This window comes from Burkholderia cepacia complex sp. TUM26381 (assembly GCF_057439935.1).
On record NZ_CM172007.1, the window covers coordinates 2,497,685 to 2,524,101 of the forward strand.

A 26,417-nucleotide genomic window follows, 5' to 3' on the forward strand; every position below is an offset into this window, starting at 1 on the left:
CCGCGCTTTTCCCGACAGCCCGTTTCGTTCCGCCCGCGTCTTTCGCGCGGCCCGGCTGTTGCGTTTTCGACGTTCTCCGAACCGGAAAGTCCCGTCGCGCGATGCGCCGGGCAACGATACATGACCAGAAAAACCACCCATCTGGGCGGCCACGCATTCCAGGCCGTCTTCGGCTTCACCATTCGCTACTGGCGCAAGCAGCCGGCGCGCACCGCCACGGTCGCGAGCTTCGCGCTGCTCGCCGCGCTCGCCGATGTCCTCACGCCGCTGTTCGCCGGCCGCCTGATCGACGCGCTGTCGACCGGCCTGACCGACCGCGCCGCCGCCTGGCACGCGGCCCTCGTCGCGTTCGGCACGCTCGCCGCGCTCGGCATCGGCGCGACGATACTGCGCCAGGGCGTGTACCTGAACATCATCACGCTCACGCTGAAGATGATGAGCGAGATCGCCGCCGCGTCGTTCCACCGCGTGCAGCGTTTCTCGACCGACTGGCACGCGAACAGCTTCGCGGGTTCGACCGTGCGCAAGATCACGCGCGGGATCTGGGCGCTCGACCTGCTCAACGACACCGTGCTGATCGCGCTGCTGCCGTCGGTCACGATGCTGGTCGGCGCCACCGTGCTGCTCGGTTCGCACTGGCCCGTGATGGGGCTCGTCGTCGGCGCGGGTTCGCTGCTGTACATCGCGGTGACGGTCGCGGTGTCGCTCGGCATCGTCGCGCCGGCCGCACGGCTCGGCAACCTGTGGGATACGCGCATGGGCGGCGCGCTCGCCGACGCCGTGAGCTGCAATGCCGTGGTCAAGGCCTTCGGCGCGGAAACGCGCGAGGAAACGCGGCTCGCGCGCGTGATCGGCAAGTGGCGGCAGCGCACGCGCCGCACGTGGGTGCGCGGCACGTTCAACGGCGGGTTGCAGGGCGCGATGCTCGTCGCGATGCAGGCCGCGATGATCGGCGTCGCGCTGCGGCTGTGGGCGAACGACGAAGCGAGCGTGGGCGACATCGCGTTCGCGCTGACGATGTTCTTCATGCTGCAGGGTTACCTGCGCGACGTCGGCATGCACATCCGCAACCTGCAGCGCTCGGTGAACGACATGGAAGAACTCGTCGCGCTCGAGCGCCAGCCGCTCGGCATCGACGATCGCCCCGACGCACCGGCCATCCGGATCGGGCAAGGCGAGATCCGCTTCGAGCACGTGACGTTCCGCTACGGCAACCACCCGGTGCCGCTGTACGACGATTTCTCGATGCGGATCGCACCCGGCGAGCGCGTGGGTCTCGTCGGCCACTCGGGGTCGGGCAAGACGACGTTCATCAAGCTGATCCAGCGCCTGTACGACGTGTCGGGCGGCCGCATCACGATCGACGGCCAGGACATCGCACGCGTGCAGCAGGATTCGCTGCGCAGCCAGATCGCGATCGTCCAGCAGGAGCCCGTGCTGTTCCACCGCACGCTCGCGGAGAACATCGCCTATGCGCGCCCCGACGCGAGCCGCGCCGACATCGAGCGCGCCGCGCGTCTTGCCAGCGCGCACGACTTCATCGTCGCGCTGCCGGACGGCTATGACACGCTCGTCGGCGAACGCGGGATCAAGCTGTCGGGCGGCGAGCGCCAGCGGGTCGCGATCGCGCGTGCGTTCCTCGCCGATGCGCCGATCCTGATCCTCGACGAAGCGACGTCGAGCCTCGACAGCGAAAGCGAGCTGCTGATCCAGCAGGCAATGGAGCGGCTGATGGTCGGCCGCACGACGCTCGTGGTCGCGCACCGGCTGTCGACCGTGCGCGCGCTCGACCGGCTGCTCGTGCTCGATCGCGGCAAGGTGATCGAGGAAGGCAACCACGACGCGCTGATCCGCATCGACGGCGGCATCTACCGCCGGCTGTTCGAGCGGCAGGCGCTGGAGCTCGCGAAGGGGCTCGCGGATGCGCCGCGGCGCATGGCGAACGATGACGCCGGGCCGCTGGGGGAGCCGGCCGAGGCTTGACGCAAGTGCGTCGCGGCACGCGCCGGCGGTGCGGTCATCACCGCCGGCACGCGTCGATAAACGGATCCGGATCGAGGCCGTGCCAGGTGCACGGCCTTTTTTACGTCCGCGCGTCACGCCCGCAGCCCTGACGCCGCGCGCCACGACGTGCCCTTTTCCGGTATCCCTTATCATGTCGACCAGGAAATTTGCGACTAGGGATCGACCATGTTTACAGGAATTGTCCAGGGTGTTGCCACCATCAAGACCATCGCCGACCACGGGGAACTGAGAACCTTCAGCATCGAATTCCCGGAGCGGTTTACCGACGACATCGAGATCGGCGCCAGCGTGTCGGTCGACGGCGTCTGCCTGACGGTGACGACCATCCATTCGCCGGAGCTGATCGACTTCGACGTGATGCTGCCGAGCCTGCGGATCACGACGCTGGCCGATCTCGCGACGGGCGCGCACATCAACGTGGAGCGGGCCGCGAAGGACGGCGCGGAGATCGGCGGGCATCCGCTGTCCGGCCATGTCGACTTCACCGGGACCATCCGGCACATCGCGATGTCCGAACACAACCGGATGGTGCGCATCGGCGTGCCGGAAGCGTTCAAGCGATACGTGTTCGCGAAGGGCTATATCGCGATCAACGGCTGCAGCCTGACGGTGTCCGACGTCAACCGCGACGAAGGCTGGTTCGACGTCTGGCTGATCCCCGAAACGCGCCGCGCGACGACCTTCGATGCGAAGGGCGTCAACGACACGGTCAACATCGAGATCGAGCGCAGCACCCAGGTCGTCGTCGATACGATCCGGGAATCGGTCAAGGAAACGCTCGGCGAACTGAACGGCGTCGTCACCGCATTGCTGGCGGAAAAAGGCATCGATATCGAGGAACTGCTGGCGCGCCATGTTGCGCGCCTGCCGAAGCAGTAACGGATGCCGGCGTGCCAGGGCCCGTTCCACTTGCCCGCGACCGGACACGGATCGTCTTCATCCGATGACATCGACGCCACGATAAAGCGTTCGATGTCGGCCGCCACGCGCCCAGGTGTGCCGTCGCTCGCAAATCGCCTGCAGTTCAGGCGCATGAAGGCAGGGAACCGATCGCGGATCTTGCGCATCTCGTCCGCTTCATTCGCATTCAGATACGGCCGAGCCATTTGCCGGCCCACGATCAGTTTCACGCAGCGTTCGAGATCGAACGAAGGCAGCAGGAGCGCGGTGAATCCGTCCTCCTCGATGCCGCGGCGAAGTGCCGGATAGGCCGGCGCGACATCGGCCGGATACAGCATGAAACCGGACGACACCGCGCAGATCGTGGGCGCCGACATGCCGCGTGCGAGTTGCTCGTACAGCCGGACGTTGTGCGACGCATACTCGGCATGGCCGCGATCGCGGATGAAATCGCCAATGTTCCCGTGCGCGGCCAGGAAGCACTGATCCACATCGACGAACCGCCAGTTCAGGCGCGCCGCGACAATCGCCCCGACCGTGGTCTTGCCGGCGCCGCCCGGTCCGATCAGATGTACCCGCAACGACACGCTCCCCGTCCGATATCGCAGGCATCGCGCTCCCGGAGAAGCCGCAACGAATCCGCCTTCCGCGCCCGCCTCACTCCGCCTCGGCCTGCGCCCCCTTCCCCACCGCCACGCGCTGCGCGCGGTAAATCCCCGCGTGCCCCGAAAACAGGTACGCGACGACACACGCGACGATCGCATACACGCCGATATCCGCGCCGAACAGTTCGATCGCCATGATCGTCGACGCGATCGGCGTGTTCGCGGCGCCTGCGAACACCGCGACGAAGCCGAGCCCCGCGAGCACGGGCACCGGCAGCGCCAGCAGCTGGCCGAGTGCGTTGCCGAGCGTCGCGCCGATGTAGAACAGCGGCGTCACTTCGCCGCCCTTGAACCCCGATGCGAGCGTGACGACCGTGAACGCGAACTTGCCCGCGAAATCGTAAAGCGGCAGCGGGCCGTGAAACGCGGCTTCGATCGTCGGGATGCCGAGGCCGAGATACTGCGGCACGTTCAGCACGGTGGCCGCCGCGGCGACCAGCAGGCCGCCGAGCACCGGCTGCAGCGGCGCATAGCGGATCACGCGGCGGAACCACGCGGTCAGCGCATGCGTCGCGAATGCGAACAGCCGCCCGGCCACGCCGAACGCGATGCCCGCGACGACCGTCACGGCCAGCCCCGTCGCCGACACGGCCGGCACGAACGGGATCGCATAGGCCGTGTGATGCACGCCCCACGCGCGGCACACGACGTCCGCGACGATCGCCGACGCAACGCAGGTCAGCAGCGCGTCGTACCGCACGCGCCCGATCGCGAGCACCTCGAGCCCGAACACGGCGCCCGCGAGCGGCGTGCCGAACACCGACGCGAAGCCGGCCGCGATGCCCCCCATCAGCAGCACGCGCCGGTGCTCGCGATCGAGACGGAACACGTGCGTGATGCGATCGGCGAGCGCGCCGCCCATCTGCACGGCCGTGCCTTCGCGGCCGGCCGAGCCGCCGAACAGGTGCGTGACGACGGTCGCGACGAGCACGAGCGGCCCCATGCGTTTCGGCACGAGCGCCTTCGGGTCGTGAATCTCGTCGATCAGCAGATTGTTGCCGCGGGCGACCGACTGGCCGAAGCGATGATAGATCCAGCCGGTGGCGAAACCGGCGGCCGGCAGCCCCCACAGCAGCCACGGATGCGCGACGCGCGTGCCGGTCGCCCAGTCGAGCGCAATCAGGAACAGCGCGGATGCCGTGCCGGCCAGCGCGCCGAGCAGGGCTGAAAGCGCGAGCCAGCGGCACACATAGCGCACGGTCGCGAAAAGATCGGCAGAAGTCGTGAAAAACATGATTTCCAGATTCGACAGAACATCAAAACCTGGGCGGCAGAATACCGCATGGACGGCCTGCGACCTCCTGAAGACCCAGGAACACGCAGGCATCATCAGCCGGGCAAACCGGCGGTTGAGGGCCGCACCGCGCGCGCAACGCGCCGGGAACGACCGCAGGGAGGCATGCCATCTCCGCAGGCGGCCATTGTACGCGACGCCGCGCAGCACGCGCAATGCGCGCGCCGGGGCGCCGCGAAACGCCGGCGCCCGCCCGCTGCGCCGTCAGTCGCGCGGCGCGAGCGCGATCCGCGAAATCAGGTGGGGCGCGATCCGCTCGAGCGGCAGGATCGCCGACGCCGCACCGATCGCCGCGGCCGCCTTCGGCATCCCGTAGACGGCACTGGTCGCCTCGTCCTGCGCAATCGTGTAGCAGCCCTTCGCACGCATCGCCTTCAGGCCGAGCGCGCCGTCGCGCCCCATGCCCGTCAGCAGCACGCCGAGCGCATCGCCCTGCCAGCCGTCCGCGACGCTGTTGAAGAACACGTCGATCGACGGCCGGTACGGCGTTTCGGCCGGATGCCGCGTGTAGCCGAGCACGCCGCGCGGCGACAGGGTCAGGTGATCGTTGGTCGCCGCGAGCAGCACTTCGCCCGCCTGCGGCACGCTGCCCTGCCGCGCGACGCGCACCGGCAGCCGCGTATAGCCGTCGAGCCATTCGGCCATGCCGTACGCAAACGCCTGGTCGACGTGCTGGACGATCACGATCGCGGCCGGAAAATCCTCCGGCAGCGCGCGCAGCAGCGCGGTGAGCGCGGTCGGCCCGCCCGCCGACGCGCCGATTGCGACGAGCGTCGGCTGGCCGCGCGCGGGCGTCGGCCCCGGCGGCACCAGCGCCGCGGTGCGGCTTTCGAGCAGCCGGCCGATCTGGTCGATCTTCGCGAGCAGCGCTTGCGGCGACGCGTCGGTCGACAACCCGAGCGCGAGCGTCGGCGTGTCGACCGCATCGAGCGCGCCGGCGCCCATCGCCTCGTAGACCGACGACGTGTTCGCGCTGACGCTCGCCGTCACGACCAGGATCGCGCACGGCGCACGCGCCATGATCCGGCGCGTCGCGGCGACGCCGTCGACCTTCGGCATCACGAGATCCATCAGGACGACATCGGGCGGATGCGCGACGCAGAAATCCACCGCCTCGTCGCCATCGGTCGCGACCCATAGCACGCGGTGGTCGGCACGCAGCGCAATCACGCGGCGCAGCGCCTCCACGGCCAGCGGCAAGTCGTTGACGATGCCGATGTTCATCCGCGCGAGTCTCCGATCAGGTCGTGCACGGCATCGAGCAGCGCCTCGTCGTGGAAGCTGCTCTTCGCGAGGTAGTAGTCGGCGCCGGCATCGAGCCCGCGGCGGCGATCCTCGTCGCGATCCTTGTACGACACGATCATCACCGGCACGCGCTTGAGCATCGGGTCGCCCTTGATCAGCGTGACGAGTTCGATCCCGTCCATGCGCGGCATGTCGACGTCGGTCACGACCAGATCGAACGCATCGCTGCGCACCGCGTTCCAGCCTTCCATCCCGTCGACCGCGACCGTCACGTCGTAACCGCGCTTTTCCAGCAGCTTGCGTTCGAGCTCGCGCACCGTCAGCGAATCGTCGACGACGAGCACGCGGCGGCGCCGGTCGGCCAGCGCAAGCTGCGGATCGCGTGTGAGCCGTGCGAGCTGCCCGCCGCGCACGAGCTTGTCGACCGAGCGGATCAGGTCCTCGACGTCGACGATCAGCACCGGGTCGCCGTTCTCGAGCAACGCGCCGGCCGCGATGTTCTGGATCTTGTGCAGGCGGCTGTCGAGCGGCTGCACGACGAGCATCCGCTCGCCGAGGAAGCGGTCGACCGCGACGCCGTACAGCTCGGGCTCGCCGCCGACGACCACGACCGCCGTGCTGGTGCGCGCGACGTCGGGCTCGCCCGCGTCGAGCAGCTGGTGCGCGGCGACGAGCCCCGCGCGCCGGCCGTCGAACGGGAAATGCGGCTGCCCTTCGAGCACGTCGATGTCGTCATGCGCGAGCTCGAGCGTGCGGCGCACATGCGCGAGCGGAAACGCGTACGGCTCGCCGCCGACTTCGACGAGCAGGCTGCGGATCACCGACAGCGTGAGCGGCAGTTGCAGCACGAAACGCATGCCCGCGCCCGGCTCGTTGAAGATCCGCACCGCGCCGCGCACGCCGCGCACCATCTCCTGCACCGCATCGAGGCCGACGCCGCGCCCCGACACGTCGGTCACCGCGTCGCGCATCGAAAAACCCGGCAGCAGCAGGAATTCGAGCAGCTCGGGATCGGACAGCCGCGCGGCCGTCTCGTCGTCGGTCAGGCGCTGGCGCACGACGGCTGCGCGCAGCGCGTCCATGTCGACGCCCGGCCCGTCGTCGATCACGCTGACGAGCAGCGAGCCGGCGCTGTGGCGCGCCTCGAGCGTGACGCTCGCCTCGGCCGGCTTGCCGCGCGCGTGCCGCGCGTCGGGCGAATCGACGCCGTGGTCGATCGCGTTGCGCAGCAGGTGGCCGAGCGGCGCGTCGAGCAGGTCGAGGATGTCGCGATCGACCTGCGTGCCTTCGCCGACGATCGAGAAACGCACCTGCTTGCCGAGCGAGCGCGCGAGATCGCGGACGATCCGCGGGTACGCGCGCGTCGCATCGCCGAACGGCCGCATCCGGCATTGCAGCGCCTCGTCGTACAGCTGCTCGGCGATATGCGTGCTGCGCCGCTCGAACCGGTCGAACTCGTCCATGCGCTCGGCGAGCGAACGCTGCAGGTCGTTGAGCATGTGCCGCACTTCGTTCATCGACGCGAGCATGCCGGCGTCGAGATCGTCGGCGAACTGTTCGTACATCAGGTCGAGCGAACGGGCCGCATCGCGCTGCGCCCGCTTCACGCGCAGCATCGATTCGGCGAACGGCTTGAGCCAGCGCGATTCGACCAGCGATTCGCCGGACAGGCTCAGCAACCGGTTCAGCGTATCGGCGCACACGCGGCGCATCGCGCCAGCGCCCGCCACGCGGCCGGCCTGGGCCGGATCGGGCACCGCGCCCGACACGGCGAGCGGCGGCACGGTCGCGCTGGCCCCGACAGGTTCGTTCGCGGCGCCGTCGTGGTCGCGATACGACATGACCGGCGGCGGCACCGGCGGCACCGCCGAAGACGCCTGCATGGTCTGTGCGCCGTCGGCGCCCGTCAGCGCGGCCGCGAACACGTCGATCTCGGTCGGCGTGACGGGCTGCGCCTGCGGATCGCCGACGCGCACCAGCAAATCGACGCCGGCCAGCAGCACATCGACGTGCGTGGCCGTCAGCGAGATCGTGCCGGCCTGCGCAGCGACGAAGCACTCCTCCATCCGCCCCGCGATGTCGACGCCGAGCGGCACGCCGACGATGCGCGCGGCACCCTTCAGCGAATGCGCGGCGCGCATGCAGGCTTCGAGCGCGACGGAATCGGGCTCGCCCGATTCGAGCGCGAGCAGCCGCTCCGACAGCGCCTGGGTCTGCGTGCGCGTCTCTTCCCGATACAGCTCGAGCAGCGACAGGTGGCTCAGGTCGTCATCGCCGCTCATCGCATGCTCCGTGTGACGGCATCGAACAGACGATCGTCGTCGAGCAAGCCCACCGACTTGCCGCGCCACGACAGCACGCCGCGCGACAGGCCGGCGCTCGCGCGCCCGACCGTCGCCGGCACGGGCACCCAGTCGGATGCGCCGAAGCGCAGCACGCCCTCGACCTCGTCGACCGGAAACACGACCGGTTCGCCCTGGTGCGCGGCCACCAGCAGCCGCGTGAAACGGCCGTCGTCGCTGCCGCGCTTGCCGGCCTCGAGGCCGAGCAGCGCGCCGATCGAGATCGCGATACGCAGCGTGCCGCGAATATTGACCACGCCGAGCACGGCCGAATTGCGGCGATGCGGCAGCGAATGCATCGGACGCGTGCCCGCGATCTCGCGCAGCACGCCGATCGGCAGTGCCAGCCATTCGTCGGCCACGCGGAACGCCAGCGCCGCGTGGCGCGTATCGCCGTCGTCGTCGCCCGCGCGTGTCGTGTCGAACGCGCTCATCCGGCGCGTGGCGGCGGCCATCTCGGCGGCGTCGAGCGGACGCTCGAGCAGCTTCGCCGCGTGAGACGCGTAGACCGGACAGTTCAGGCAGCGCTGGCAGTCGTTCAACCGCTTGCACGAGCGGTCGCCGCGCGTGCCGATCCGGTTCCAGCAATCGTCGACGTCGATCGTCGTGTCGTCAGTGGCAGCGGCGTCGCGGTTCATGAATTCCTCTGGTCATCGCGGTGTCGGTCCCTATCCCGTCGTCGTGTCAACCGGCCGAGCGCCGCGCGCGCTCGAGCAGCCATTGCGCGCCCGCGCGATCGCCGCCGACGTCGAGCAGCGTCGCAAGATGCGTCAGCGCCTCGTGATGCGTGGGCCGCAGGTACAGCGCCTTCCGGTAGAAGTCGCCCGCTTCCGCGGCACGCCCGCGCGCATCCGCAATCAATCCGTTCAGGTAGAACGCATCGGCATGCGGCCCGACGCGCGCCGAGAATTGCGCGAGCACGCGCTCGGCCTCGTCGAACGCGCCCGCATTCGCGAGCGCCTGCGCCTCTTCCAGCGTCGGCGCGACGCCTTCGGCAACCGGTGCGGCCGGGTCGGCCGTCGCCACCGACAGGTCGGCCCGCGCATCGAATGCGGCCGTGCGCACGGCCGGCAGCGGCGCTGCGAACGGCTGACCCACGTCGCCGAGCCAGGCCGGCGGCGCGACGGCCAGCACCGGGCGCGTCGCCGCGAGCGGCGCGACCGTGAAGCGCTCCGTACACCGGTACGGCGCCACCGCCGACAGCGGCGCGACCGGCCGGGCCGCGCACGCATCGGCCGGCTCGCGCTGGAACGCGAACGCCAGCGGCACGCGCGCCGAGCGCATCCCGTGCCGCATCGCGACACCCGTTTCGGCCGGCCCGACGAACAGCGTGCCGTCGTCGGCGAGACGCTCGTCGAGCGAGCGGATCACGCGATCCTGCGCGTCGCGGTCGAAGTAGATCAGCACATTGCGGCAGAACACGAAATCGTAGCGAATGCCCGTATCCGCGACCGGTTCGACAAGGTTTGCATGACTGAACTGCACGCACGCGCGCACGCGATCGTCGAGCAGCCAGCCGTCGCGGGTTGGCGTGAAGTAGCGCGAACGAAACTCCGTTGCGGTCCCGCGGAACGCATTGCGCCCGTAGCAGCCGAGCCGCGCCTGCTCGATCGCGCGCGCGCTGAGGTCGATCGCGTCGATCGCGAAACTGGCCGGGTCGAGCCCGGCATCCAGCAACGCCATCGCCGCCGAGTACGGCTCCTCGCCCGTCGAGCACGGCGCGCTCAGCACGCGGATTACACGGCCGGGCAGCGCGGCAAGCCGTTCCGCGGCCAGCCGCGCGAGCGTCGCGAAGGCCTCGCGGTCGCGGAAGAACCATGTCTCCGGGACGACGAACAGTTCGATCAGCGCGCGCCGTTCGTCGGCCGATGCGTTGAGCTGCTGCCAGTACGCGTCGAGCGCTTCCGGCGTCACGGGCGGCCGCGCCGCCGACAGCAGGCGCTCGCCGTCCGCCTGCAGTGCGTGCACGCGATCCGTCAGCGCCCGCGTCAGAAAATCGTTGCCGAGCGAATCGGGGTCGATGCCGGTCTCGCGCAGCAGCCAGCCGCGAAATCGCGCTTCGGACTCTTTCATGCGGACTCCTCCCCGTGGCCCGGCAGGCCGTCGAACAGATACAGGCGCGCAACGTCGTCGACCAGGTCGGACACCGACACCTGCTGCACGACGCCGTCAGGCGTGTTCGCGACGAGCCCGAGCCAGCGCGTGCGTGCGGTCGAGACGCCGCTTGCGCGAAACGCCGCGCGATCGATCCGCATCGTCTGCGTCGCGCGTTCGACGATCAGGCCGAGCGTGCGCTCGCCGTCGGCCTCGCCCGCGCGATAGCGGACCATCACGAGCCGCGTCGAGCGCAGCGCATGCGCACGCCGCCCGAGCGCCAGCATCGGCACGTCGATCACCGGCACCGGCTGGCCGCCGCGCATCAGCAGCCCGGCGATCCAGTCGGGCGCGCCCGGCACGGCTTTCGTGACGGCGAGCGGCAGCACCTCCTCGATGCCGGCCGCGTCGAGCGCGTAACGCTCGCCGTCGAGCTCGAACATCAGGAACAGCGCATGGGCGCCGCCCTGCGGATCGGCGCGCGTCACGCGTCGACCTTGAATCGCGACACGCTGGTACGCAACTGGTTCGCCACCAGCGTCAGGTCGTCGATCGCCTGCGACGACTGGCGCAGCGACTCGGCCGTCTGCTGCGCAGCCTCCGACAGCTGCGACAGCGCCTGCGTGATCTGCTCGGCGCCGTTCGCCTGCGTCTGCATCCCTTCGTTGACCATCTGGAAGCGCGGCGCGAGCGTCTGCACTTCGGCGATGATCTGCGACAGCTGCCCGCCGACCTGCTGCACGTCGAGCATCCCGCGACGCACTTCCTCGGAGAACTTGTCCATCCCCATCACGCCCGCCGACACGGCCGACTGGATTTCCTTCACCGTCTGCTCGATGTCGTAGGTCGCGACGGCCGTCTGGTCGGCCAGGCGGCGGATCTCGGTCGCGACGACCGCGAAGCCGCGGCCGTACTCGCCGGCCTTCTCGGCCTCGATCGCCGCGTTCAGCGACAGCAGGTTGGTCTGGTCGGCCACCTTGGTGATCGTCGCGACCACCTGGTTGATGTTCAGCGCCTTCTCGTTGAGGATCGCGAGCTTCGCGTTCACCGAGCCGGCCGCATCCATCACGCTGCGCATCGTCTCGCCCATCCGCGTGAGCCCGCTCTGGCTCACGCCCGCGAGCGTCGCCGATTGCTCGGCCACGCCGGCCACCTCGTTCATCGTGCGCAGCAGGTCGCGCGACGTCGCGAAGATCTCGCGCGACGTCGCGCCGATTTCCGTCGTCGTCGCCGCCGTTTCATTCGCGGTCGCCTGCTGCTCGCGCGACGTCGCCGCGATCTCGGCCACCGATGTCGTCACCTGCAGCGAGGATTGCTGCGCGCGGGCGACGAGTTCGGTCAGCTCGTCGGCCATCCGGTTGAAGCCCGTCTCGAGCGTGCCGAATTCGTCGCGGCGGCGCAGGTCGAGGCGGCGCGTCAGGTTGCCGGTGCGCATCACGTCGTGCACTTCCACAAGGCGCGCCATCGGTACGGTGACCGAACGGTACAGCACGTAGCCCAGCCCGAGCGCGGTCAGCAGCACGAACGCGAGTGCGGTCGCGAGCACGACTTCGGTGTCCTGCACGGATTCGCGGATCATCTTCGCGGACTGTTCCGCGAACTTGCGGTTCTCCTGCACCAGCACGTTCGCGTTGCGCACGACCTCGGTCCATGCGGGCAGCGTTTTCGCGTACGCGGCGACGGCCTCCTCGCGCGACACGCGGCTCTTCTGAACGGCTTCGTTCAGCAGCGGCACGTAGCGATCGTAGGCGCCGCGGAACGTCGCGAAGCGTTGCCGGTCATCGTCGCGGAACGTCGTGCTCTGGTAGTCGACCGACAGCGACTCGATGTCCTTCAGCGCGTCGGAGATCTTCGCGAGATCGCGCTGCACGGTTTCGGACTCGGTGTCGACGAAGGTCGCCTGCTGCAGCAGCGTGAACGATTCGTTGACCGAACCGCGCAGCGACGACGCGAGGTAGACGCCGGGCAGCGAGTCACGCTCGATGCTGACGGCTTCGCTGTTGATCGCGCGCAGTCGCTCGTACGACACGCCGGCTGTCACCAGCATCAGCACGAACAGCACGCCGAAGCTGAGCAGGATGCGATTGCCGAGCGTCAGCCGGGCAGCGCCGATCGTCGGATGCAGGCTTTCATTGGTCGCGCGGGGCGTCACGGTGGCCATGTTCGTTATGGGCTTTCTAAAATCAGCGTTGAAAAAATCCGCGCCCGCCTGCGCGCCGGAAGGCGCGCCACGAGCGCATCGGGGTCTGCGGGCGGCGCGGCGCCGGCTGGCCGCACCGCGAAATCACCGCTCCGGTTGCGCCGGCAGCCGGAGCGCGACCATGAAGCCGCGCGCCGTATTGCGCATCAGGATCTGGCCGCGATGCCGCGCCGCCGTCGCGCGAACGAACGCGAGCCCGAGGCCAAAGCCGCTGCGCGCCGCGCCATGCGCGGATTCGAGCTGCACGAACGACTCGGTCGCAGCCGTGCGCTGCTCCGGTGCGATGCCGGCGCCGGTATCCTCGACGCCGATCAGCCAGGCGCCATCCTCGACGCTCAGCGTGCAATGCACGTCCGTGCCGGCCGGGCCGTACTTCAGCCCGTTGTCGATCAGGTTCGCGACCGCGCGCGTGAGCATCATGCGGTCGCCCATCGTCACGCACTCGGCGTCGGGCACATGCGCGACGACCCGGCAACCGAGCCCGGCCGCCTTCTCCCACAGCTGGTCGACGGCATCGAGCACGATTTCGTTGAGACTCACGACGTCATGCGCACGGCGCTCGGACTGCGCACGGGTCAGATGGATGAAGCCGTCGGCGAGCGCGAGCGCGCGCCGCGCATGGCCGGCGATTCGCTCCATGATCGCCGGCATGTCGCCGTGCTCGGTGCGGTAGACGTCGAGCAGCGCGAGGATCGACGTCTGCGGCGAACGCATGTCGTGCGACAGGAAATCGAGCGCCTCGTCGCGCTGCCGGGACATCAGGTACGAATTCGAGTGATAACGGATGCGCGCGGTCAGTTCCATCGCGTCGGGGAGCTTCACCAGATAGTCGTTCGCGCCGGCGATGAACGCCTCACGCTTGACGATCGGCTCCTCCTTCGCGGACAGCACGATGATCGGCACGCGTGCGGTGCCGGCGTCGGCGCGCCACGCGCGAACGAGATCGAGGCCGTCGATCTCCGGCATCACGAGGTCCTGCAGGATCACCGTCGGCTTCACGTCGCGCGCGACCGCCATCGCCCGGTGCGCGTCGGTGCACACGTGCAGGTCGATGTCGTGCTCGCTGCGCAATGCGCGGCGGATCACCTCACCGACGAACGGCTGATCGTCGACCAGGAGGACCGATAACCCCGATTCGAGACAATCCGAGGCATTATCACTGCTCGATTCTTTCATAAATACAGTTTCAAACGCCGAATCTCCAATCGATTCTTTCATAGGAGTTGTTTATCCGACTTGGACGCCATCTTATTTTGGCGGTTGATAAACCCGCCTGATTCCGCCGATTTAGCCTGTCGGCACTGCCTTGCGGGGCTTTGGACGCCGCTTCTTTCCCCGTCGGCGACCGCATTACCTCCGCATTCTTTCTCTCAATAAAGATAACCGGCTGATTCTAAATGAAATTAGAACACAGCATCTATCTCCTTCCGGTTTAGTTTTGCCAAATATGCAGAAAGAGACGGAATCAGATAAATCAGATCATTTCCGGATTCGAAACACGATAACGTTTGCGAGACCGGCGCCATCAGGTTTGCATGCGCTGCAAGGCTGGCTGCCGGTCGTATTGAGGGCCGGATTCAGAAACACCGAATCGGCGCGCGGGCGGGAGCAAAAAGTCGCGTGACGGGCGAGGATCGCCCTGTGCGCGCATCGGCGCCGGCAGGACGCCGGCCCGTGAGAAGGCGGGTCGCGCCCGCTTACCCGCGCGCGTGCTGCGCGGACACTTCCTGCAGGTCGAGGTCGCGCTCGAGCGCGTGCAGCATTTCGTCGTGGATGCGCCCCGAACGGTGCAGGCGCAACAGCTCCGCGCGCCCGGCCCGGATCGCGGCCAGCACCACATCGTAGTGCGCGGCGCGCACTTCCGCCGGGTATTCGGGCTCGTTCTTCGCCCGCTCGGTCAGTTCCGCGCGATACGTGTATTGCTCGAGCAGGCGCGGATGGATCACGACGCCGTTCTCGTCGCGCACGAGCGGCTGGATCGCCGCGAGCTGCGCGGCCTCGACGTGTGCCCACGTCTGCGGCTCGGTCAGGTGGTGCGCGGCGCGCTCCTCGCGCTGCGGCAGGCGCAGCAGCCGGATCAGTGGCCCGATCGTCGTGCCCTGCAGCAGCACGGTGACGAGGATCACCGCAAACGACGCGACCAGGATCACGTCGCGGCCGGGCAGCGCCTCCGGCAGCGACAGCGCAATCGCGAGCGTCACGACGCCGCGCATCCCGGCCCAGCTCATGATCGTCGCCGCCTTCCAGTCGGGTGCTTCGCCGCGCCGCGCGAACCCGCGCACCGGCCACTTCAGCGCCTCGACCGCGTAGATCCACACGAAACGCGACACGATCGCCGCGGCCAGCACCGCAAGCACCGGCGGCACCATCGTGGCGAGCACCTGTTCGAAACCGCCGAGGCGGTGAATCGCGCCACGCAGCGACAGCCCGATCAGCACGAACACCATCGCTTCGAGCAGGAACACGATGACCTGCCAGAACGCGGTGCCGCGCGTACGCACGGCCGCCGAGAACACCTCATGCTGATGCCAGCCGACGATCATCCCGGCCGTGACGGTTGCGATCACGCCCGACACCTCGACCATTTCGCCGGCGATGTACGCGATCCAGCCGGCGATGACCGCGACGGTGATCACGAGATAGTCGTCGTCGAGCAGCTTGAGGAACCACACGACGAGCTTGCCGACCACGAAGCCGACCACGACCCCGCCGAGCCCGAGTTCCGCGAAACGCACGACCGCATGCTCGAGGCTGAACGCGCCGGTGAGCGCGGCCGCGACCGCGAAGCGGAACAGCACGAGGCCGGCCGCGTCGTTCAGCAGGCTCTCGCCTTCGAGCAGCACCATCAGCCGGCGCGGCAGCGCGACGCGTTCGAGCACGGCCTTCGCGGCCACCGCGTCGGGCGGCGACACGATCGCGCCGAGCGCGAAGCACGCGGCCCACGGCAGCGCCGGCACCACCCAGTGCACGGCGAAGCCGACCGCGAACGTGGTGAACGCGACCGCGCCGATCGCGAGCATCAGGATGCCGCCGACGTTGCGCTTGAACTCTTCCCACACGGAGAAGTACGCGCCGTCCATCAGCAGCGGCGGCAGGAACACCAGCAGCACCAGCTCGGGATCGAGGTTGATCGGCGGCAGGCCGGGGATGAATGCGATGCCGATGCCGCCGATCAGCAGCGCGGCGGCCGGCGGCAGCCGCAACCGCTTGGCGATGCATTCGAGCGCGACGATCGCCAGGAATGACAACAGAACCAGCTTGAATGCCGAGACGGGGGACATGAATCGACCTCGTGAAGAATGAATTCGCGCTTTCCGGCGTCGTACCCCGGTCGGCAGTTTGGCGCGATTACATCACGAGGCGAGGCTCGCAGTCGAGCGCGCGGCCGGCGGGCCACCGCGCGGGGGGGACGCGCGAGCTGCGTCGGCCCGATGCGCACGCCGCGATGAAAAACGGCACGCAGGCCGGCCCGATCGCCTGCCTGCGTGCCGTCGCGGCTCCGTGCCGCGCACCCGCGCGTTATCGGCGCCGCACGACCATCAGCCGCGGTTCGGTCATGTCCTCGATCGCGTAGCGGATCCCTTCGCGGCCGAGGCCTGAATCCTTCACGCCGCCATATGGCATGTTGTCGACGCGGAACGACGGCACGTCGTTGATCACGACGCCGCCGACCTCCAGTTCGTCCCACGCACGCTGCGCATGCGTGAGCGAATCGGTAAACACGCCGGCCTGCAGCCCGAAGTCGCTGTCGTTCACGCGCGCGAGCGCATCGTCGAAGCGGTCGAACTTCTCGAGGATCGCAACGGGGCCGAACGCCTCCTTCCGGTACAGGTCCTGCTCATGCCCGACGTTCTCGAGCAGCGTCGCCTCGAACATCGCGCCATCGACCTTGCCACCCGCGACGATCTTCGCGCCCGCCGCGACGGCCGCATCCATCCAGCCCGACAGCCGGCGCGATTCGGATTCGGAGATCATCGGGCCGACGAACGTCGACGGATCCTTCGGATCGCCCATCTTCAGCGAACGCGTCTTCGCGATCAGCTTCTCGCGCAGCGCGTCGTAAAGATCCGCATGCACGAGGATCCGCTGCACGCCGATGCAGCTCTGGCCCGACTGGTAGTACGCGCCGAACGCGAGACGCTCGACCACGTAGTCGAGCCGGTCGCGCTGGTCCGCATCGACGATCGCGGCCGCGTTGCCGCCGAGTTCCAGTACGACTTTCTTCTTGCCGGCCTTCTCCTTCAGCGCCCAGCCGACGGCCGGCGAACCCGTGAACGACAGCAGCTTGAAGCGCTCGTCGGTCGTGAACAGGTCGGCGCCGTCGCGATGTGCGGGCAGCACCGAAAACGCACCCTTCGGCAAGTCGGTTTCCGCGAGCACCTCGCCGATGATCAGCGCGCCGATCGGCGTGCGGCTCGCGGGCTTCAGCACGAACGGGCAGCCCGCCGCGAGCGCCGGCGCGACCTTGTGCGCGGCGAGGTTCAGCGGAAAATTGAACGGCGAGATGAACGAGCACGGGCCGACCGGCACGCGCTTCGTGTAGCCCGTATAGCCCTGCGCACGCGCGGAGATCTCGAGGTTGATGATCTCGCCGTCGATGCGCACCGATTCCTCGGACGCGACGCGGAACGTATCGATCAACCGCGTGACTTCGCCCTTCGAATCGTTGATCGGCTTGCCGGCCTCGATGCACAGCGCCTCGGCCAGCTCGTCGAAGCGCTCGCGAAAGCGCGCGACGCAATGGTCGAGCACGGCCTGCCGCTTGTAGGCCGGCATCTCGCGCATCGGCTTCGCCGCGTCGACCGCCGCGGCGATCGCCGCATCGATCGCCTTCGCGTCGGCCAGCGCGACGCGCGTCGCGACCTTGCCGCCGAACTTGTCCGTCACCTCCAGATCGGTATTCGCGTAGACGGCTTCGTTGGCGAGGTAGTACGGATAGGTTTCCTTCAACATGGAACGACTCCTTCCTGTGAACGGGGATTTCAGAGTTGCGCCGACAGACGCTTGATCTCGCGGTTCAGCACGCGCTCGTTGTCCGAATAGTCGATCGGCACGTCGATCACGTGCACACCCGGCGACGAGAAGCACTCGCGCAGCAGCGGCTCGAGATCGTCGGCCGATTCGACGCGGTGCCCGTGCGCGCCATAGCTTTGCGCATACGCGACGAAATCGGGGTTCTGCAGCGTCATCGCGTAATCGGGGAAATTCATGTTCTCCTGCTTCCAGCGGATCATCCCGAACGCGTCGTCGCGCAGGATCATCACGACGATGTCGAGCTTCAGCCGCACGGCCGTTTCGAGCTCCTGCGAATTCATCATGAAGCCGCCGTCGCCGCACACGGCGATCACCTGGCGCTGCGGATGCACGATCTTCGTCGCGATCGCCGACGGCAGGCCCGCGCCCATCGACGCGAGCGCGTTGTCGAGCAGCAGCGAGTTCGGCTCGTGCGCACGCCAGTAGCGCGCGAACCAGATCTTGTACATCCCGTTGTCGAGACAGACGATGCCGTCGACCGGCATGGCGTTGTACAGGTCGTTGACGATGCGCACCGGATACATCGGGAAGCGCGGGTCGTGCTGGCCCTTCTCCAGGTGCGCGTCGAAGTGCTCCTTGATCATTGCGAAGCGCGCGAAATCCCAGTGCGGCTGCGGCGACACGGCCTCCTTCATCTGCCACACCGCGTTCGCGATGTCGCCGACCACCTCGATCTGCGGGAAATAGACGGGATCGACCTGCGCGCCGAGGAAGTTCACGTGAATCACCGTCTTGTCGTCGGTGCGCATGAAGAACGGCGGCTTCTCGATCACGTCGTGGCCGACGTTGATGATGCAGTCCGCATGCTCGATCGCGCGGTGCACGAAGTCGCCATCGGACAGCGTCGCGTTGCCGAGCCACAGCGGATGCGTCTCGTCGATCACGCCCTTGCCCATCTGCGTCGTGAAGAACGGGATGCCCGTCTTGTCGACGAATTCGAGCAGCATCTTGCAGGTGGTCTTGCGGTTGCCGCCCGCGCCGATCATCAAGAGCGGATGGCGCGCGGCCTGGATCGCGTCGACCGCATGCGCGACCGCCTTCTCCTCGGCCACCGGCCGCCGGCTGTAGCTGCGCGGGATCGGCTTGCCGTCGCCCTCCTCGTGCGCGATGTCTTCCGGCAGTTCGAGGTGCGTGGCACCCGGGCGCTCCTCCTCCGCGCGGCGGAACGCCTCGCGCACGGCCGACGGGATGTTGCCGATCGACACGATCTGCCGCGTGAGCTTCGTGAGCGGCTGCATCATGTCGACCACGTCGACGATCTGGAAGTGGCCCTGCTTGCTGGACTTGATCGGCTTCTGCCCGGTGATCATCAGCATCGGCATGCCGCCGAGCTGCGCATACGCGGCGGCCGTGACGAAGTTCGTCGCGCCGGGCCCGAGCGTTGCGAGACACACGCCGGTGCGGCCCGTCAGGCGGCCGTAGGTGGCGGCCATGAACCCGGCCGCCTGCTCGTGCCGGGTCAGCACGAGCTTGATCTTCGATCGCCGCAGCGATTCGAGCAGATCGAGGTTTTCTTCGCCGGGAATACCGAACACGTACTCGACGCCTTCGGCTTCCAGCGCCTTCACGAACAGATCCGATGCTTTCATGGGGGACTCTCGGTTATGCCGCCTGCCCGGCCTACGGACACGCGGCGTTCATAACGCGCGCCGGCCTACGGCACGCGGACGCTGACCTACTGGACACAAACCACGGCACTTCCCGCCGCGCAATACGCGCTTGCAATGCGCGGCGGCGCCTCCGGCCATACCGGAGAACGAACGGATCCGCCCGCGCGCGGCAAACGCGCACGGGCGGCAAAGACGTTTTTGATTGTAGACGGATTCGCGGAATTCCGGCTTCGGCCGGATGGCCAATCCACACACAAACGAAGCGGGCGGCCCTACCGTAGCAGCCACGAAACAACCCGCCACCCGCCTCCTCGCATGTGAACCATGGTTGACATACTGCAATCGGTGCCCTACAGTGCGCCTACGTTCAGCGTCCGGACCACCGCCGTCTTCGACGCCTGGTTTGCCGGCCTGTCCGATCGCATCGCCAGGCGCCGCATCCAGGCGCGCATCGACCGCCTCTCGATGGGCAATCCGGGCGACTGGAAATCCGCCGGCTCGCCCATCGTCGAAATGCGCATCGATCACGGGCCCGGCTATCGCGTCTACTACGTCCGGCGTGGAATGCGCTGGGTGATCCTGCTCTGCGGCGGCGATAAATCGACGCAACAGGCCGATATCCGCGCCGCACACGCGATGCTTGCGCACCTCGACATGGAGTGATCGATGGACAAGATCAAGACCCGGCCGTGGGATTCGGCCGAACACCTGAAAACCGCAGACGACATGGCCGACTACTTCGACGCGTGCCTGCAGGAGGCCGGCGACGATCCAGCCTTCATCGCGCACGCGCTAGGCGTGATCGCCCGTGCACGCGGCATGTCGCAGGTCGCGCGCGATGCGGGGCTGTCGCGCGAAGGGCTGTACAAGGCGCTGTCGCACGACGGCAACCCGAGCTTCGGCACGATCCTGAAGGTCATCAAGGCGCTCGGCCTGCAGCTGCACGGCTCGAAAGCGCACGCGTGATGCACGCGTGGCCGGTGTCGCTCGCAGCGCGCGATGCCTCCGGCCGCGTCAATGCAGCCAGCCGGCCGCCCAGCGCGGCACCAGCGACACCAGATACAGCCCGAGCCCGATCAGCCCGCCGACCAGCGTACCGTTGATGCGGATGTATTGCAGATCCTTGCCGATGTTCAGCTCGATTTGACGCGACATCTCTCGCGCATCCCAGTTGCGCACCGTGTCGCGAATATGGCGCATCAGGAAATCGGCGAAATCCGGCGCCATCTCGTGTACGGCGCGCTCGACGTGTTCGTTCAGCGACGCGCGCAGTGCCGGGCTCTCGGCGAGCCGCGCGCCGAGCCAGCCGCCGAGCGTCGCGGCCTGCCGGTGCAGCGCCGAATCGGTACGCGCGAGATCGGCCTTCAGCCACGCGCGCAACTGGTCCCACAGGTCGCGCACATATTCGTTGAATGCATCGCCGTCGCGGATATAGCGCCTGATCTCCTCGCCCTTCGCGATGAATGCGGGATCGTGCTTCAGCCGCTCGGTCAGCCGCACGACCGTCCGGTCGAAACGTTGCCGCAACTCGTGCTCGGGGTCGGCCGCCACGCCTTCGAGCACACGGCTCACCGCGCTCGCGAGCATCCGCGCGCCGTTCTCGCCGAACCACTGCGTCGGCATGATCTTCTCGACCTTCGGATACTGCGTCTTCAGCCAATCGACGATGAAGCCCGCGATCACCTCGCGGTTCTCTTCCTTGTCGAGCACGTCGACCACCTGTTCGATCGCGTCGTCGAGCAGCACCTGGTGGCGGCCGTCCTTCGTCAGCGTGTCGAGAATCGCGCCGGCCGATTGCGACAGGTCGACCCGGTCGATCGCCGCGCGAAACGCATCGTGCACGAACGACTGGATCCGCGCGTCGTCGGTCATGTCGAGCGCGAAGCTCATCAGCTTCGTCACGTAGCCGCCGAGCGCATCGGTGTTCGCGGGTTCGCCGAGCCATGCGCCGAGTTTCCGCGCGGGATCGTGCTGGCGGATCTGCGCGGCGAGCGCGTCGGGACCGAGGAATTTCTCGCGCACGAACACCGCGAGGTTGTCGGCGATCTTGTCCTTGTTCTTCGGAATGATCTCGGTATGGCGCGACACGAACGGGATCGGCACGCGGCGGAACAGCGCGACGACCGCGAACCAGTCGGCGAGCGCGCCGACCATTGCGGCTTCGGCCACGGCCTTGACGCCGTCGACCCACGGGCCGCGCGGCAGCAGGATCGTCGTGACGAACACCGCGACGGCGGCCAGCAGCAGCCACAGGGCGCGGCGCTTGCTGCGTTTCAGTTCGAGAGCTTTGTCGGGCGTCATGGAGGACCGGCGGATCGGCGATGCCGCTAATATCCCCGATTTCGCCGCGGCCGACAAACGCGCAGGCGGAGTCGGGATGCACGGCGCACGCGCCGCGCATCCCGTTGCTACATGAACGACTTCAGGTTCACCGCCGGATCGGCCAGCTTCACCGGATCGGGCACCGCCCCTGCCGCGATCAGGCGGCGCGACGCGCCGATGTCGCGCCCGAGGTTCGCCGCGGCCACCGCGACGATCCTGCCGTCGCCGCCGAGCCCGAACACCGTGAATGGCCCGCTCGCCGGATCGCCGCGCACGACGATCGTGCGTTCGCTGCCGAACAGCCCGAGCATCTGCAGGTTGCAATCGTACTGATCGGACCACAGCCACGGCAGCTCGGCATAGGTGTCGTCGGCGCCGAGCAGGTTCGCGGCCGCGACGGCCGGCTGGTTTTCGGCCACCTGCCACGACTCGATCCGCACGTGACGCCCGAGCAGCGGATTGAAGTGCATCGTCACCTCGCCCGCCGCGAAGATCGCCGGATCGGCCGTGCGGCAGCCCGCATCGACGCGGATCCCGTTGTCGACGTCGAGCCCGGCCGCCTGCGCCAGCTCGATGTTCGGCACCACGCCGATACCGACCACGACGATGTCGGCCTGCACGTCACCGCGATCGGTCTCGACGATCGCGCCGCCGCCCGGTGCGCGACGGATCGCGCTGGGCAGCGTCGCCATCTGGAACACCACGCCGCGCGCATCGTGCAACTGGCGCGCATATGCGCCAACCACGTCCGGCAACGCACGCTGCAGCAAACGCGGCGCCGGATCGATCACCGTCACGTCGCAACCAAGCTGGCGTGCCGCCGCCGCGACCTCCAGCCCGATGAAACCGCCGCCGAGCACCGCCACGCGACGACCCGGAGCAAGTTGCGCACGCAATGCACGCGCATCGTCCACCGTGCGGACGTAGTGCGGCACGACGCCTTCGTCGATTGCACCGCCGAACGTGCGCACGCGCGAACCCGTCGCGAGCACGAGCCGTGCGTACGGCAACGTCGTGCCGTCGTCGAGCCGCACGCGCTGCGCAGCACGTTCGATCGCATCGACGCGCGTACCGAGCCGCAGCTCGATGCGTTGCGCGTCGTACCACGCCGCATCGCGCACGAACGCGCGCTGCTCGCCGCCGTCCGTCAGCAGCGCGTCCTTCGACAGCGCGGGCCGGTCGTACGGCAGTACGCGCTCCGCGCCGATCATCACGATGCGCGCCGCCGCGTCGCGTTCGCGCAGCGCTTCGGCCGTGCGCCGCGCCGCGTGGCCGGCGCCGACGATCACGAACGGATCAGCCGACATTGACTTCCACCTGGCCGTCGACGATCCGGATCGGATAGGTCCGCACCGGCTCCGTGATCGGCGCGCATTTCGGCGCACCGGTGCGGATGTCGATCAGCCCCTGATGCAGCGGACATTCGACACAGCCGTCCTCCACGTAGCCTTCAGACAGCCGCGCATGGCCGTGCGTACAGAGGTCGTGCATCGCAAACAGTTCGTCGCCGATCCGGAATATGGCGATCGGCTTCTGGCCGGCGACGCGCGCCGCCGGTTCGTCCTCGGAGAATTCGTCGAAAGCGCCGAGCGGATGCCACTCGGCCAGCGTTGCTTCGGTCATGTCTGTTCCTTGCTTCGTCAGATCGGCGTCGCGAGCAGCGTCTGCACGCGCGACGTGTCGTAGATCACCCGCTTGGTCTTGTAGCGCAGCCCGTCGGGCGTGCGCACGACCGTGTCGTAGTACTTGCCGGCCTGATACACGTTCGATTCGCCGTTGCTGCGCGTCTGCACGACGACGTAGTTGCTCTCGGTATCGATCTCGCCGTCGCGCTCGGCGACGATCGTCAGGCCCGACGTCATGTGCCGGTACGTGTGCTCTTCGTAGATGTTCGCGTGCCGCAGCGACACCACGCGGTCGCGCAGCATCCGCTGGTTCGTGCAGTGGACGATCCCGACCGGCAGCCCGAGATCGGCGTTTTCCTTCGGCACGATTTCGTACAGGCAGTCCTCGGTGAACATCTCCGGCCAGTGTTCGAGCCGGTCGTTGTCGAGGTGCCCGATATAGCGGTTCTGGAGCATGTAAATCTCGAACCACGTCTTCATGTCTTCCGTCATTTTTCGCTCCCGCCTCAATAGCCCATCAGCTTCTGGTAGCCGACCCAGAACTTGCGGATCAGGCTCTCGGTGATCACCGTGTCCTGCTGGTCCGGATTGCCGCGCGACATCTCGATCACCGACGTCGCATCGGCATCGCGCACCGTGCCGCGCTGCACGAGCTCGGTTGCTTCCGTGTCTTCCATCGAGATGTAGCCGGCCGGCCCGACGAGGTTCGCCTGCTTGATGCGCAGCGCGCGCAGTTCGGGCGTGTCGTCCGCGTAACCGAAGAAGTGGAAGATCAGCTCGAAGTTGTCGGGGCCTTTCGGCAGGATCTGCCGTGCGACCAGCGTGTTGTGGATCTGCTGGATCACGAGCTGCGGGAAGATCGGCTGGATATGGTTCGTGCAATCCTCGTCGTATTCCGACACGAGATCGAGGATCGATTCGTCCTCGAGGTGGAAGCCCTCGTCGAACGAACGGATGTTCTGCTGCTTGTACGCGGCCGACGTGTCGTCGTTCGTCTTCGTCACCGTGATGATGCTGTGCAGGCCGTGGTTTGCATCCGGAATCGAGCGCGCCTTCATCCCGACGCGGAAGATGTTGAAGGTCGTATGGAACAGGTGCAGCATGCTCGCGTGATACGGGTCCTTCACGTTCTCCATGTACAGCTTCCAGTTCGACTTCGAATACTGGCGCGTACAACCGAGATACTCGATCGGCTTGTGGAAAATGCGGTCGATCCACGGGCGCATCTGCTCGCCGAGATACTCGGGCAGCGGCGCGACCTCGTCGCTGAAGCTCGCGAACACGAGCCCGCGATAGCTGTCGACGCGCAGCTGGCGCAGCCCGTGCTGCTTCGGGTCGAAGTCGGCCGGCATCCCGGTCATCCCCTTCTGGCCGCGCCGGAACGGCACGCCGAGCAGGTTGCCCTGGTTGTCGAAGCTCCACTGGTGATACACGCACGTATGCGAGCTCGCGTTGCCGCGCGACTTGCGGCACACCTGCGCGCCGCGGTGCGCGCAGCGGTTCACCCACGCCGAGAGCGTGCCGTCCTCGGTGCGCGTGACGACCACCGGCGTGTCGCCGACGAACGTGCTCTTGAAGTCGCCGGCCTTCGGGATTTCGGCTTCGAGCGCGACGAAGTTCCACGTCGGCCCGCGGAAAATGCGTTCCTGCTCGCGATCGTAGACCGCACGCGAGCTGAACACCTTGTATGGCACGCGCGAGCCGTCGTCGTGCGGAAAGGTCACGTCGGATACGTCGCCGCGTGCGGCGAAAACGACGGGCGATTCTGTCTGCTCCATGTCGGACTCCTTGTCGATCCGTTGCGTTGAATGCATGGAGCCGATTTTTGAAAAGCTAATATTCGCCGTCTATCCGGAAAGTGCGATTGCGGCGGTGCAATATCCACTTTCGGCGGATTTCTGCGCTAGCATGGCGGCACACGCGACCCGGCGCACGATCGCGACCCATTCGTCGGATCGAAGCGCACGTCGCCCATACCAAGGCTGAGGCCCATGTCCCCAACGTCGTTCGAGCCGCTCGCGCTGCGCGCGCACCGGCTGTTCGAATCCCGCGATCTCGACGAGACGCGCGAGCGCATCTCGCGCGTGATGCAGCCGCATGCACTGCTGCCGAACGGCCGCGTGCACGGTGCGTCACACATGGATTTCGTCAGGCTCGGCGGGCTCGGGATCGGCGCGATCGCGTTCGGCGACGCGATGCGCGTGCAGGTCGACGCGGTCGACGGCTATTACCTGCTGATGTTCTGCCTGTCCGGGCATGCCGACGTACGCGCGATGGGGCGGCAACTCGGCGTCGACGGCCAGACCGGCGTGCTGTGCGCCCCAGGCGAGCCCTTCGACGCGGTGCTGTCCGCCGACTGCGAGCAGTTCGTGCTGCGCATCGACGCGGCAACCGTCGGTTCGCTGACCGGCGACCCGCGCGCGACCCTCGACCCCGTGCTGCACATCAGCGACGCCGCACTCGCCGCGTGGCGCCAGCAGTTGATGCTCGTCGCACGGTCGCCCGAACTGCTCGAACGGGCGAATGCGAACCCGCGTGTCGCGTCGCAGCTCGAGCACTTGCTGATCGACCTGCTGATCGAAGGCCATCCGCCATCGGTGCTGCAAGCGTCGCACCGCGACCCGGCGCCGGGCTTCGTGCGACGCGCGCAGGAGTTCGTGAACGCGCACTACGCGCAGCCGCTGCAGCTCGCCGATATCGTCCAGGCCGCCAACGTGCCCGAACGGACGCTGCGCGACGCATTCCTGCAATTCCGCGGGATGAGCCCGATGCAATACCTGCGCGCGACACGGCTCGACCATGCGCGAGAGTTGCTGCGCGGCACGGCGTCCGACCGGCGGATCGCCGATGTCGCGCTCGATTGCGGGTTTACGCACCTCGGGCGGTTCGCGATCGCGTATCGGGAAAAATTCGGCGAATCGCCGTCGGAAACGCTCGACGGGAAGCGGTAGCCGTTACCGTTCGCCTGGCACGCCGCGCGACGGCTTGCCGGCCGGCTGCGACGGAAGCCGGAACGGTATGTCATCGCGCCACCCTCGCCGAATTCGGCGGTGCGCGCGGA

General features: G+C 67.9%; 21 protein-coding genes, 1 pseudogene and 1 riboswitch. Of the genes and pseudogenes, 5 read left to right on the forward strand and 17 right to left on the reverse strand.

Annotation, left to right across the window (positions count from 1 at the left end):
- The first annotated feature begins 120 nt into the window (after positions 1-120).
- Both ACWMMN_RS27835 and ACWMMN_RS27840 read left to right on the forward strand, forming a co-directional pair.
- On the forward strand, positions 121-1,983 hold the full coding sequence (locus ACWMMN_RS27835) for an ABC transporter ATP-binding protein (RefSeq protein ID WP_174993114.1): 1,863 nt from the start codon (positions 121-123) through the stop codon (positions 1,981-1,983).
- A gap of 207 nt (positions 1,984-2,190) precedes the next feature.
- Positions 2,191-2,904: a riboflavin synthase subunit alpha gene (locus ACWMMN_RS27840; RefSeq protein ID WP_174993113.1), complete on the forward strand. Its 714-nt coding sequence runs from the start codon at positions 2,191-2,193 to the stop codon at positions 2,902-2,904.
- A 152-nt stretch (positions 2,905-3,056) separates the two neighbouring features.
- Here ACWMMN_RS27840 and ACWMMN_RS27845 read toward each other — a convergent pair.
- From ACWMMN_RS27845 to ACWMMN_RS27900, 12 genes and pseudogenes are all read right to left on the reverse strand, one after another.
- Positions 3,057-3,689, reverse strand: a pseudogene (locus ACWMMN_RS27845) (shikimate kinase); the annotation flags it as partial.
- Positions 3,583-4,824 (reverse strand): voltage-gated chloride channel family protein, encoded by a 1,242-nt coding sequence (locus ACWMMN_RS27850; RefSeq protein WP_059237380.1) that lies wholly within the window; start codon positions 4,822-4,824, stop codon positions 3,583-3,585. The gene ACWMMN_RS27850 and the pseudogene ACWMMN_RS27845, both read right to left, overlap by 107 nt.
- 79 nt (positions 4,825-4,903) lie before the next feature.
- Positions 4,904-5,009: riboswitch (Fluoride riboswitch) on the reverse strand.
- Between the two features lie 79 nt (positions 5,010-5,088).
- Positions 5,089-6,108, reverse strand: coding sequence for a chemotaxis response regulator protein-glutamate methylesterase (cheB, locus tag ACWMMN_RS27855; RefSeq protein WP_059237381.1), 1,020 nt, complete (start codon positions 6,106-6,108; stop codon positions 5,089-5,091).
- Positions 6,105-8,411 carry a response regulator gene (locus ACWMMN_RS27860; protein WP_486423424.1) on the reverse strand — a complete coding sequence of 769 codons (2,307 nt, stop codon included), beginning with the start codon at positions 8,409-8,411 and terminating at the stop codon, positions 6,105-6,107. Before ACWMMN_RS27860 ends, cheB begins: the two co-directional genes overlap by 4 nt.
- Entirely contained in the window at positions 8,408-9,109 is a 702-nt protein-coding gene (locus tag ACWMMN_RS27865; RefSeq protein ID WP_059237383.1) for a chemotaxis protein CheW, read from the reverse strand. The genes ACWMMN_RS27860 and ACWMMN_RS27865 overlap by 4 nt, the downstream gene beginning before the upstream one ends.
- A 46-nt stretch (positions 9,110-9,155) precedes the next feature.
- Entirely contained in the window at positions 9,156-10,544 is a 1,389-nt protein-coding gene (locus ACWMMN_RS27870) for a CheR family methyltransferase (RefSeq protein WP_486423425.1), read from the reverse strand.
- The gene (locus tag ACWMMN_RS27875; protein WP_059237385.1) at positions 10,541-11,053 is read right to left on the reverse strand and encodes a chemotaxis protein CheW; all 513 of its coding nucleotides are present in this window, start codon (positions 11,051-11,053) and stop codon (positions 10,541-10,543) included. The genes ACWMMN_RS27870 and ACWMMN_RS27875 overlap by 4 nt, the downstream gene beginning before the upstream one ends.
- Positions 11,050-12,726, reverse strand: coding sequence for a methyl-accepting chemotaxis protein (locus ACWMMN_RS27880; RefSeq protein WP_059237386.1), 1,677 nt, complete (start codon positions 12,724-12,726; stop codon positions 11,050-11,052). The genes ACWMMN_RS27875 and ACWMMN_RS27880 overlap by 4 nt, the downstream gene beginning before the upstream one ends.
- Before the next feature lie 123 nt (positions 12,727-12,849).
- Positions 12,850-13,983, reverse strand: a complete 1,134-nt coding sequence (locus ACWMMN_RS27885) for a hybrid sensor histidine kinase/response regulator (RefSeq protein ID WP_059237387.1) — start codon at positions 13,981-13,983, stop codon at positions 12,850-12,852.
- A 479-nt stretch (positions 13,984-14,462) separates the two neighbouring features.
- On the reverse strand, positions 14,463-16,046 hold the full coding sequence (locus tag ACWMMN_RS27890) for a Na+/H+ antiporter (protein ID WP_486423426.1): 1,584 nt from the start codon (positions 16,044-16,046) through the stop codon (positions 14,463-14,465).
- Between the two features lie 238 nt (positions 16,047-16,284).
- Positions 16,285-17,718 carry an aldehyde dehydrogenase family protein gene (locus ACWMMN_RS27895; RefSeq protein WP_486423427.1) on the reverse strand — a complete coding sequence of 478 codons (1,434 nt, stop codon included), beginning with the start codon at positions 17,716-17,718 and terminating at the stop codon, positions 16,285-16,287.
- A 29-nt stretch (positions 17,719-17,747) separates the two neighbouring features.
- Positions 17,748-19,388, reverse strand: a complete 1,641-nt coding sequence (locus ACWMMN_RS27900; RefSeq protein WP_486423428.1) for an acetolactate synthase large subunit — start codon at positions 19,386-19,388, stop codon at positions 17,748-17,750.
- A gap of 345 nt (positions 19,389-19,733) precedes the next feature.
- On the opposite strand from ACWMMN_RS27900, the gene ACWMMN_RS27905 reads away from it, so the two are divergent.
- Entirely contained in the window at positions 19,734-20,072 is a 339-nt protein-coding gene (locus ACWMMN_RS27905; RefSeq protein ID WP_059237391.1) for a type II toxin-antitoxin system RelE/ParE family toxin, read from the forward strand.
- Positions 20,073-20,075: 3 nt separating this feature from the next.
- Entirely contained in the window at positions 20,076-20,375 is a 300-nt protein-coding gene (locus ACWMMN_RS27910; RefSeq protein ID WP_256086647.1) for an addiction module antidote protein, read from the forward strand.
- 48 nt (positions 20,376-20,423) lie between these two features.
- On the opposite strand, the gene ACWMMN_RS27915 is transcribed toward ACWMMN_RS27910, so the two are convergent.
- The 5 genes from ACWMMN_RS27915 to andAc all read right to left on the reverse strand — a co-directional run bounded on the left by ACWMMN_RS27915 (position 20,424) and on the right by andAc (position 25,134).
- Entirely contained in the window at positions 20,424-21,710 is a 1,287-nt protein-coding gene (locus ACWMMN_RS27915) for a DUF445 domain-containing protein (protein WP_486423429.1), read from the reverse strand.
- A gap of 107 nt (positions 21,711-21,817) precedes the next feature.
- A complete protein-coding gene (gene andAa, locus ACWMMN_RS27920; protein ID WP_342705850.1) occupies positions 21,818-23,038 on the reverse strand; it encodes an anthranilate 1,2-dioxygenase system ferredoxin--NAD(+) reductase in 1,221 nt (406 codons plus the stop codon).
- Entirely contained in the window at positions 23,028-23,354 is a 327-nt protein-coding gene (gene andAb / locus ACWMMN_RS27925; protein WP_059237394.1) for an anthranilate 1,2-dioxygenase ferredoxin subunit AndAb, read from the reverse strand. Before andAb ends, andAa begins: the two co-directional genes overlap by 11 nt.
- Before the next feature lie 17 nt (positions 23,355-23,371).
- The gene (gene andAd, locus ACWMMN_RS27930; RefSeq protein WP_059237395.1) at positions 23,372-23,848 is read right to left on the reverse strand and encodes an anthranilate 1,2-dioxygenase small subunit AndAd; all 477 of its coding nucleotides are present in this window, start codon (positions 23,846-23,848) and stop codon (positions 23,372-23,374) included.
- Between the two features lie 14 nt (positions 23,849-23,862).
- The gene (gene andAc / locus ACWMMN_RS27935) at positions 23,863-25,134 is read right to left on the reverse strand and encodes an anthranilate 1,2-dioxygenase large subunit AndAc (protein WP_342705849.1); all 1,272 of its coding nucleotides are present in this window, start codon (positions 25,132-25,134) and stop codon (positions 23,863-23,865) included.
- 213 nt (positions 25,135-25,347) lie between these two features.
- Here andAc and andR point away from each other — a divergent pair, with 213 nt between their 5' ends.
- Positions 25,348-26,307, forward strand: a complete 960-nt coding sequence (gene andR / locus ACWMMN_RS27940; RefSeq protein WP_059237396.1) for an anthranilate 1,2-dioxygenase regulatory protein AndR — start codon at positions 25,348-25,350, stop codon at positions 26,305-26,307.
- The last annotated feature ends 110 nt before the right edge of the window (positions 26,308-26,417 follow it).

Bases quoted from the DNA above. Each gene is read 5' to 3' on its own strand.
- ACWMMN_RS27835 (WP_174993114.1), top strand. From the start codon at position 121: ATGACCAGAAAAACCACCCATCTGGGCGGCCACGCATTCCAGGCCGTC.
- ACWMMN_RS27840 (WP_174993113.1), top strand. From the start codon at position 2,191: ATGTTTACAGGAATTGTCCAGGGTGTTGCCACCATCAAGACCATCGCC.
- ACWMMN_RS27850 (WP_059237380.1), bottom strand. From the start codon at position 4,824: ATGTTTTTCACGACTTCTGCCGATCTTTTCGCGACCGTGCGCTATGTG.
- cheB (WP_059237381.1), bottom strand. From the start codon at position 6,108: ATGAACATCGGCATCGTCAACGACTTGCCGCTGGCCGTGGAGGCGCTG.
- ACWMMN_RS27860 (WP_486423424.1), bottom strand. From the start codon at position 8,411: ATGAGCGGCGATGACGACCTGAGCCACCTGTCGCTGCTCGAGCTGTAT.
- ACWMMN_RS27865 (WP_059237383.1), bottom strand. From the start codon at position 9,109: ATGAACCGCGACGCCGCTGCCACTGACGACACGACGATCGACGTCGAC.
- ACWMMN_RS27870 (WP_486423425.1), bottom strand. From the start codon at position 10,544: ATGAAAGAGTCCGAAGCGCGATTTCGCGGCTGGCTGCTGCGCGAGACC.
- ACWMMN_RS27880 (WP_059237386.1), bottom strand. From the start codon at position 12,726: ATGGCCACCGTGACGCCCCGCGCGACCAATGAAAGCCTGCATCCGACG.
- ACWMMN_RS27885 (WP_059237387.1), bottom strand. From the start codon at position 13,983: ATGAAAGAATCGATTGGAGATTCGGCGTTTGAAACTGTATTTATGAAA.
- ACWMMN_RS27890 (WP_486423426.1), bottom strand. From the start codon at position 16,046: ATGTCCCCCGTCTCGGCATTCAAGCTGGTTCTGTTGTCATTCCTGGCG.
- ACWMMN_RS27895 (WP_486423427.1), bottom strand. From the start codon at position 17,718: ATGTTGAAGGAAACCTATCCGTACTACCTCGCCAACGAAGCCGTCTAC.
- ACWMMN_RS27900 (WP_486423428.1), bottom strand. From the start codon at position 19,388: ATGAAAGCATCGGATCTGTTCGTGAAGGCGCTGGAAGCCGAAGGCGTC.
- ACWMMN_RS27905 (WP_059237391.1), top strand. From the start codon at position 19,734: ATGGTTGACATACTGCAATCGGTGCCCTACAGTGCGCCTACGTTCAGC.
- ACWMMN_RS27910 (WP_256086647.1), top strand. From the start codon at position 20,076: ATGGACAAGATCAAGACCCGGCCGTGGGATTCGGCCGAACACCTGAAA.
- ACWMMN_RS27915 (WP_486423429.1), bottom strand. From the start codon at position 21,710: ATGACGCCCGACAAAGCTCTCGAACTGAAACGCAGCAAGCGCCGCGCC.
- andAa (WP_342705850.1), bottom strand. From the start codon at position 23,038: ATGTCGGCTGATCCGTTCGTGATCGTCGGCGCCGGCCACGCGGCGCGG.
- andAb (WP_059237394.1), bottom strand. From the start codon at position 23,354: ATGACCGAAGCAACGCTGGCCGAGTGGCATCCGCTCGGCGCTTTCGAC.
- andAd (WP_059237395.1), bottom strand. From the start codon at position 23,848: ATGACGGAAGACATGAAGACGTGGTTCGAGATTTACATGCTCCAGAAC.
- andAc (WP_342705849.1), bottom strand. From the start codon at position 25,134: ATGGAGCAGACAGAATCGCCCGTCGTTTTCGCCGCACGCGGCGACGTA.
- andR (WP_059237396.1), top strand. From the start codon at position 25,348: ATGTCCCCAACGTCGTTCGAGCCGCTCGCGCTGCGCGCGCACCGGCTG.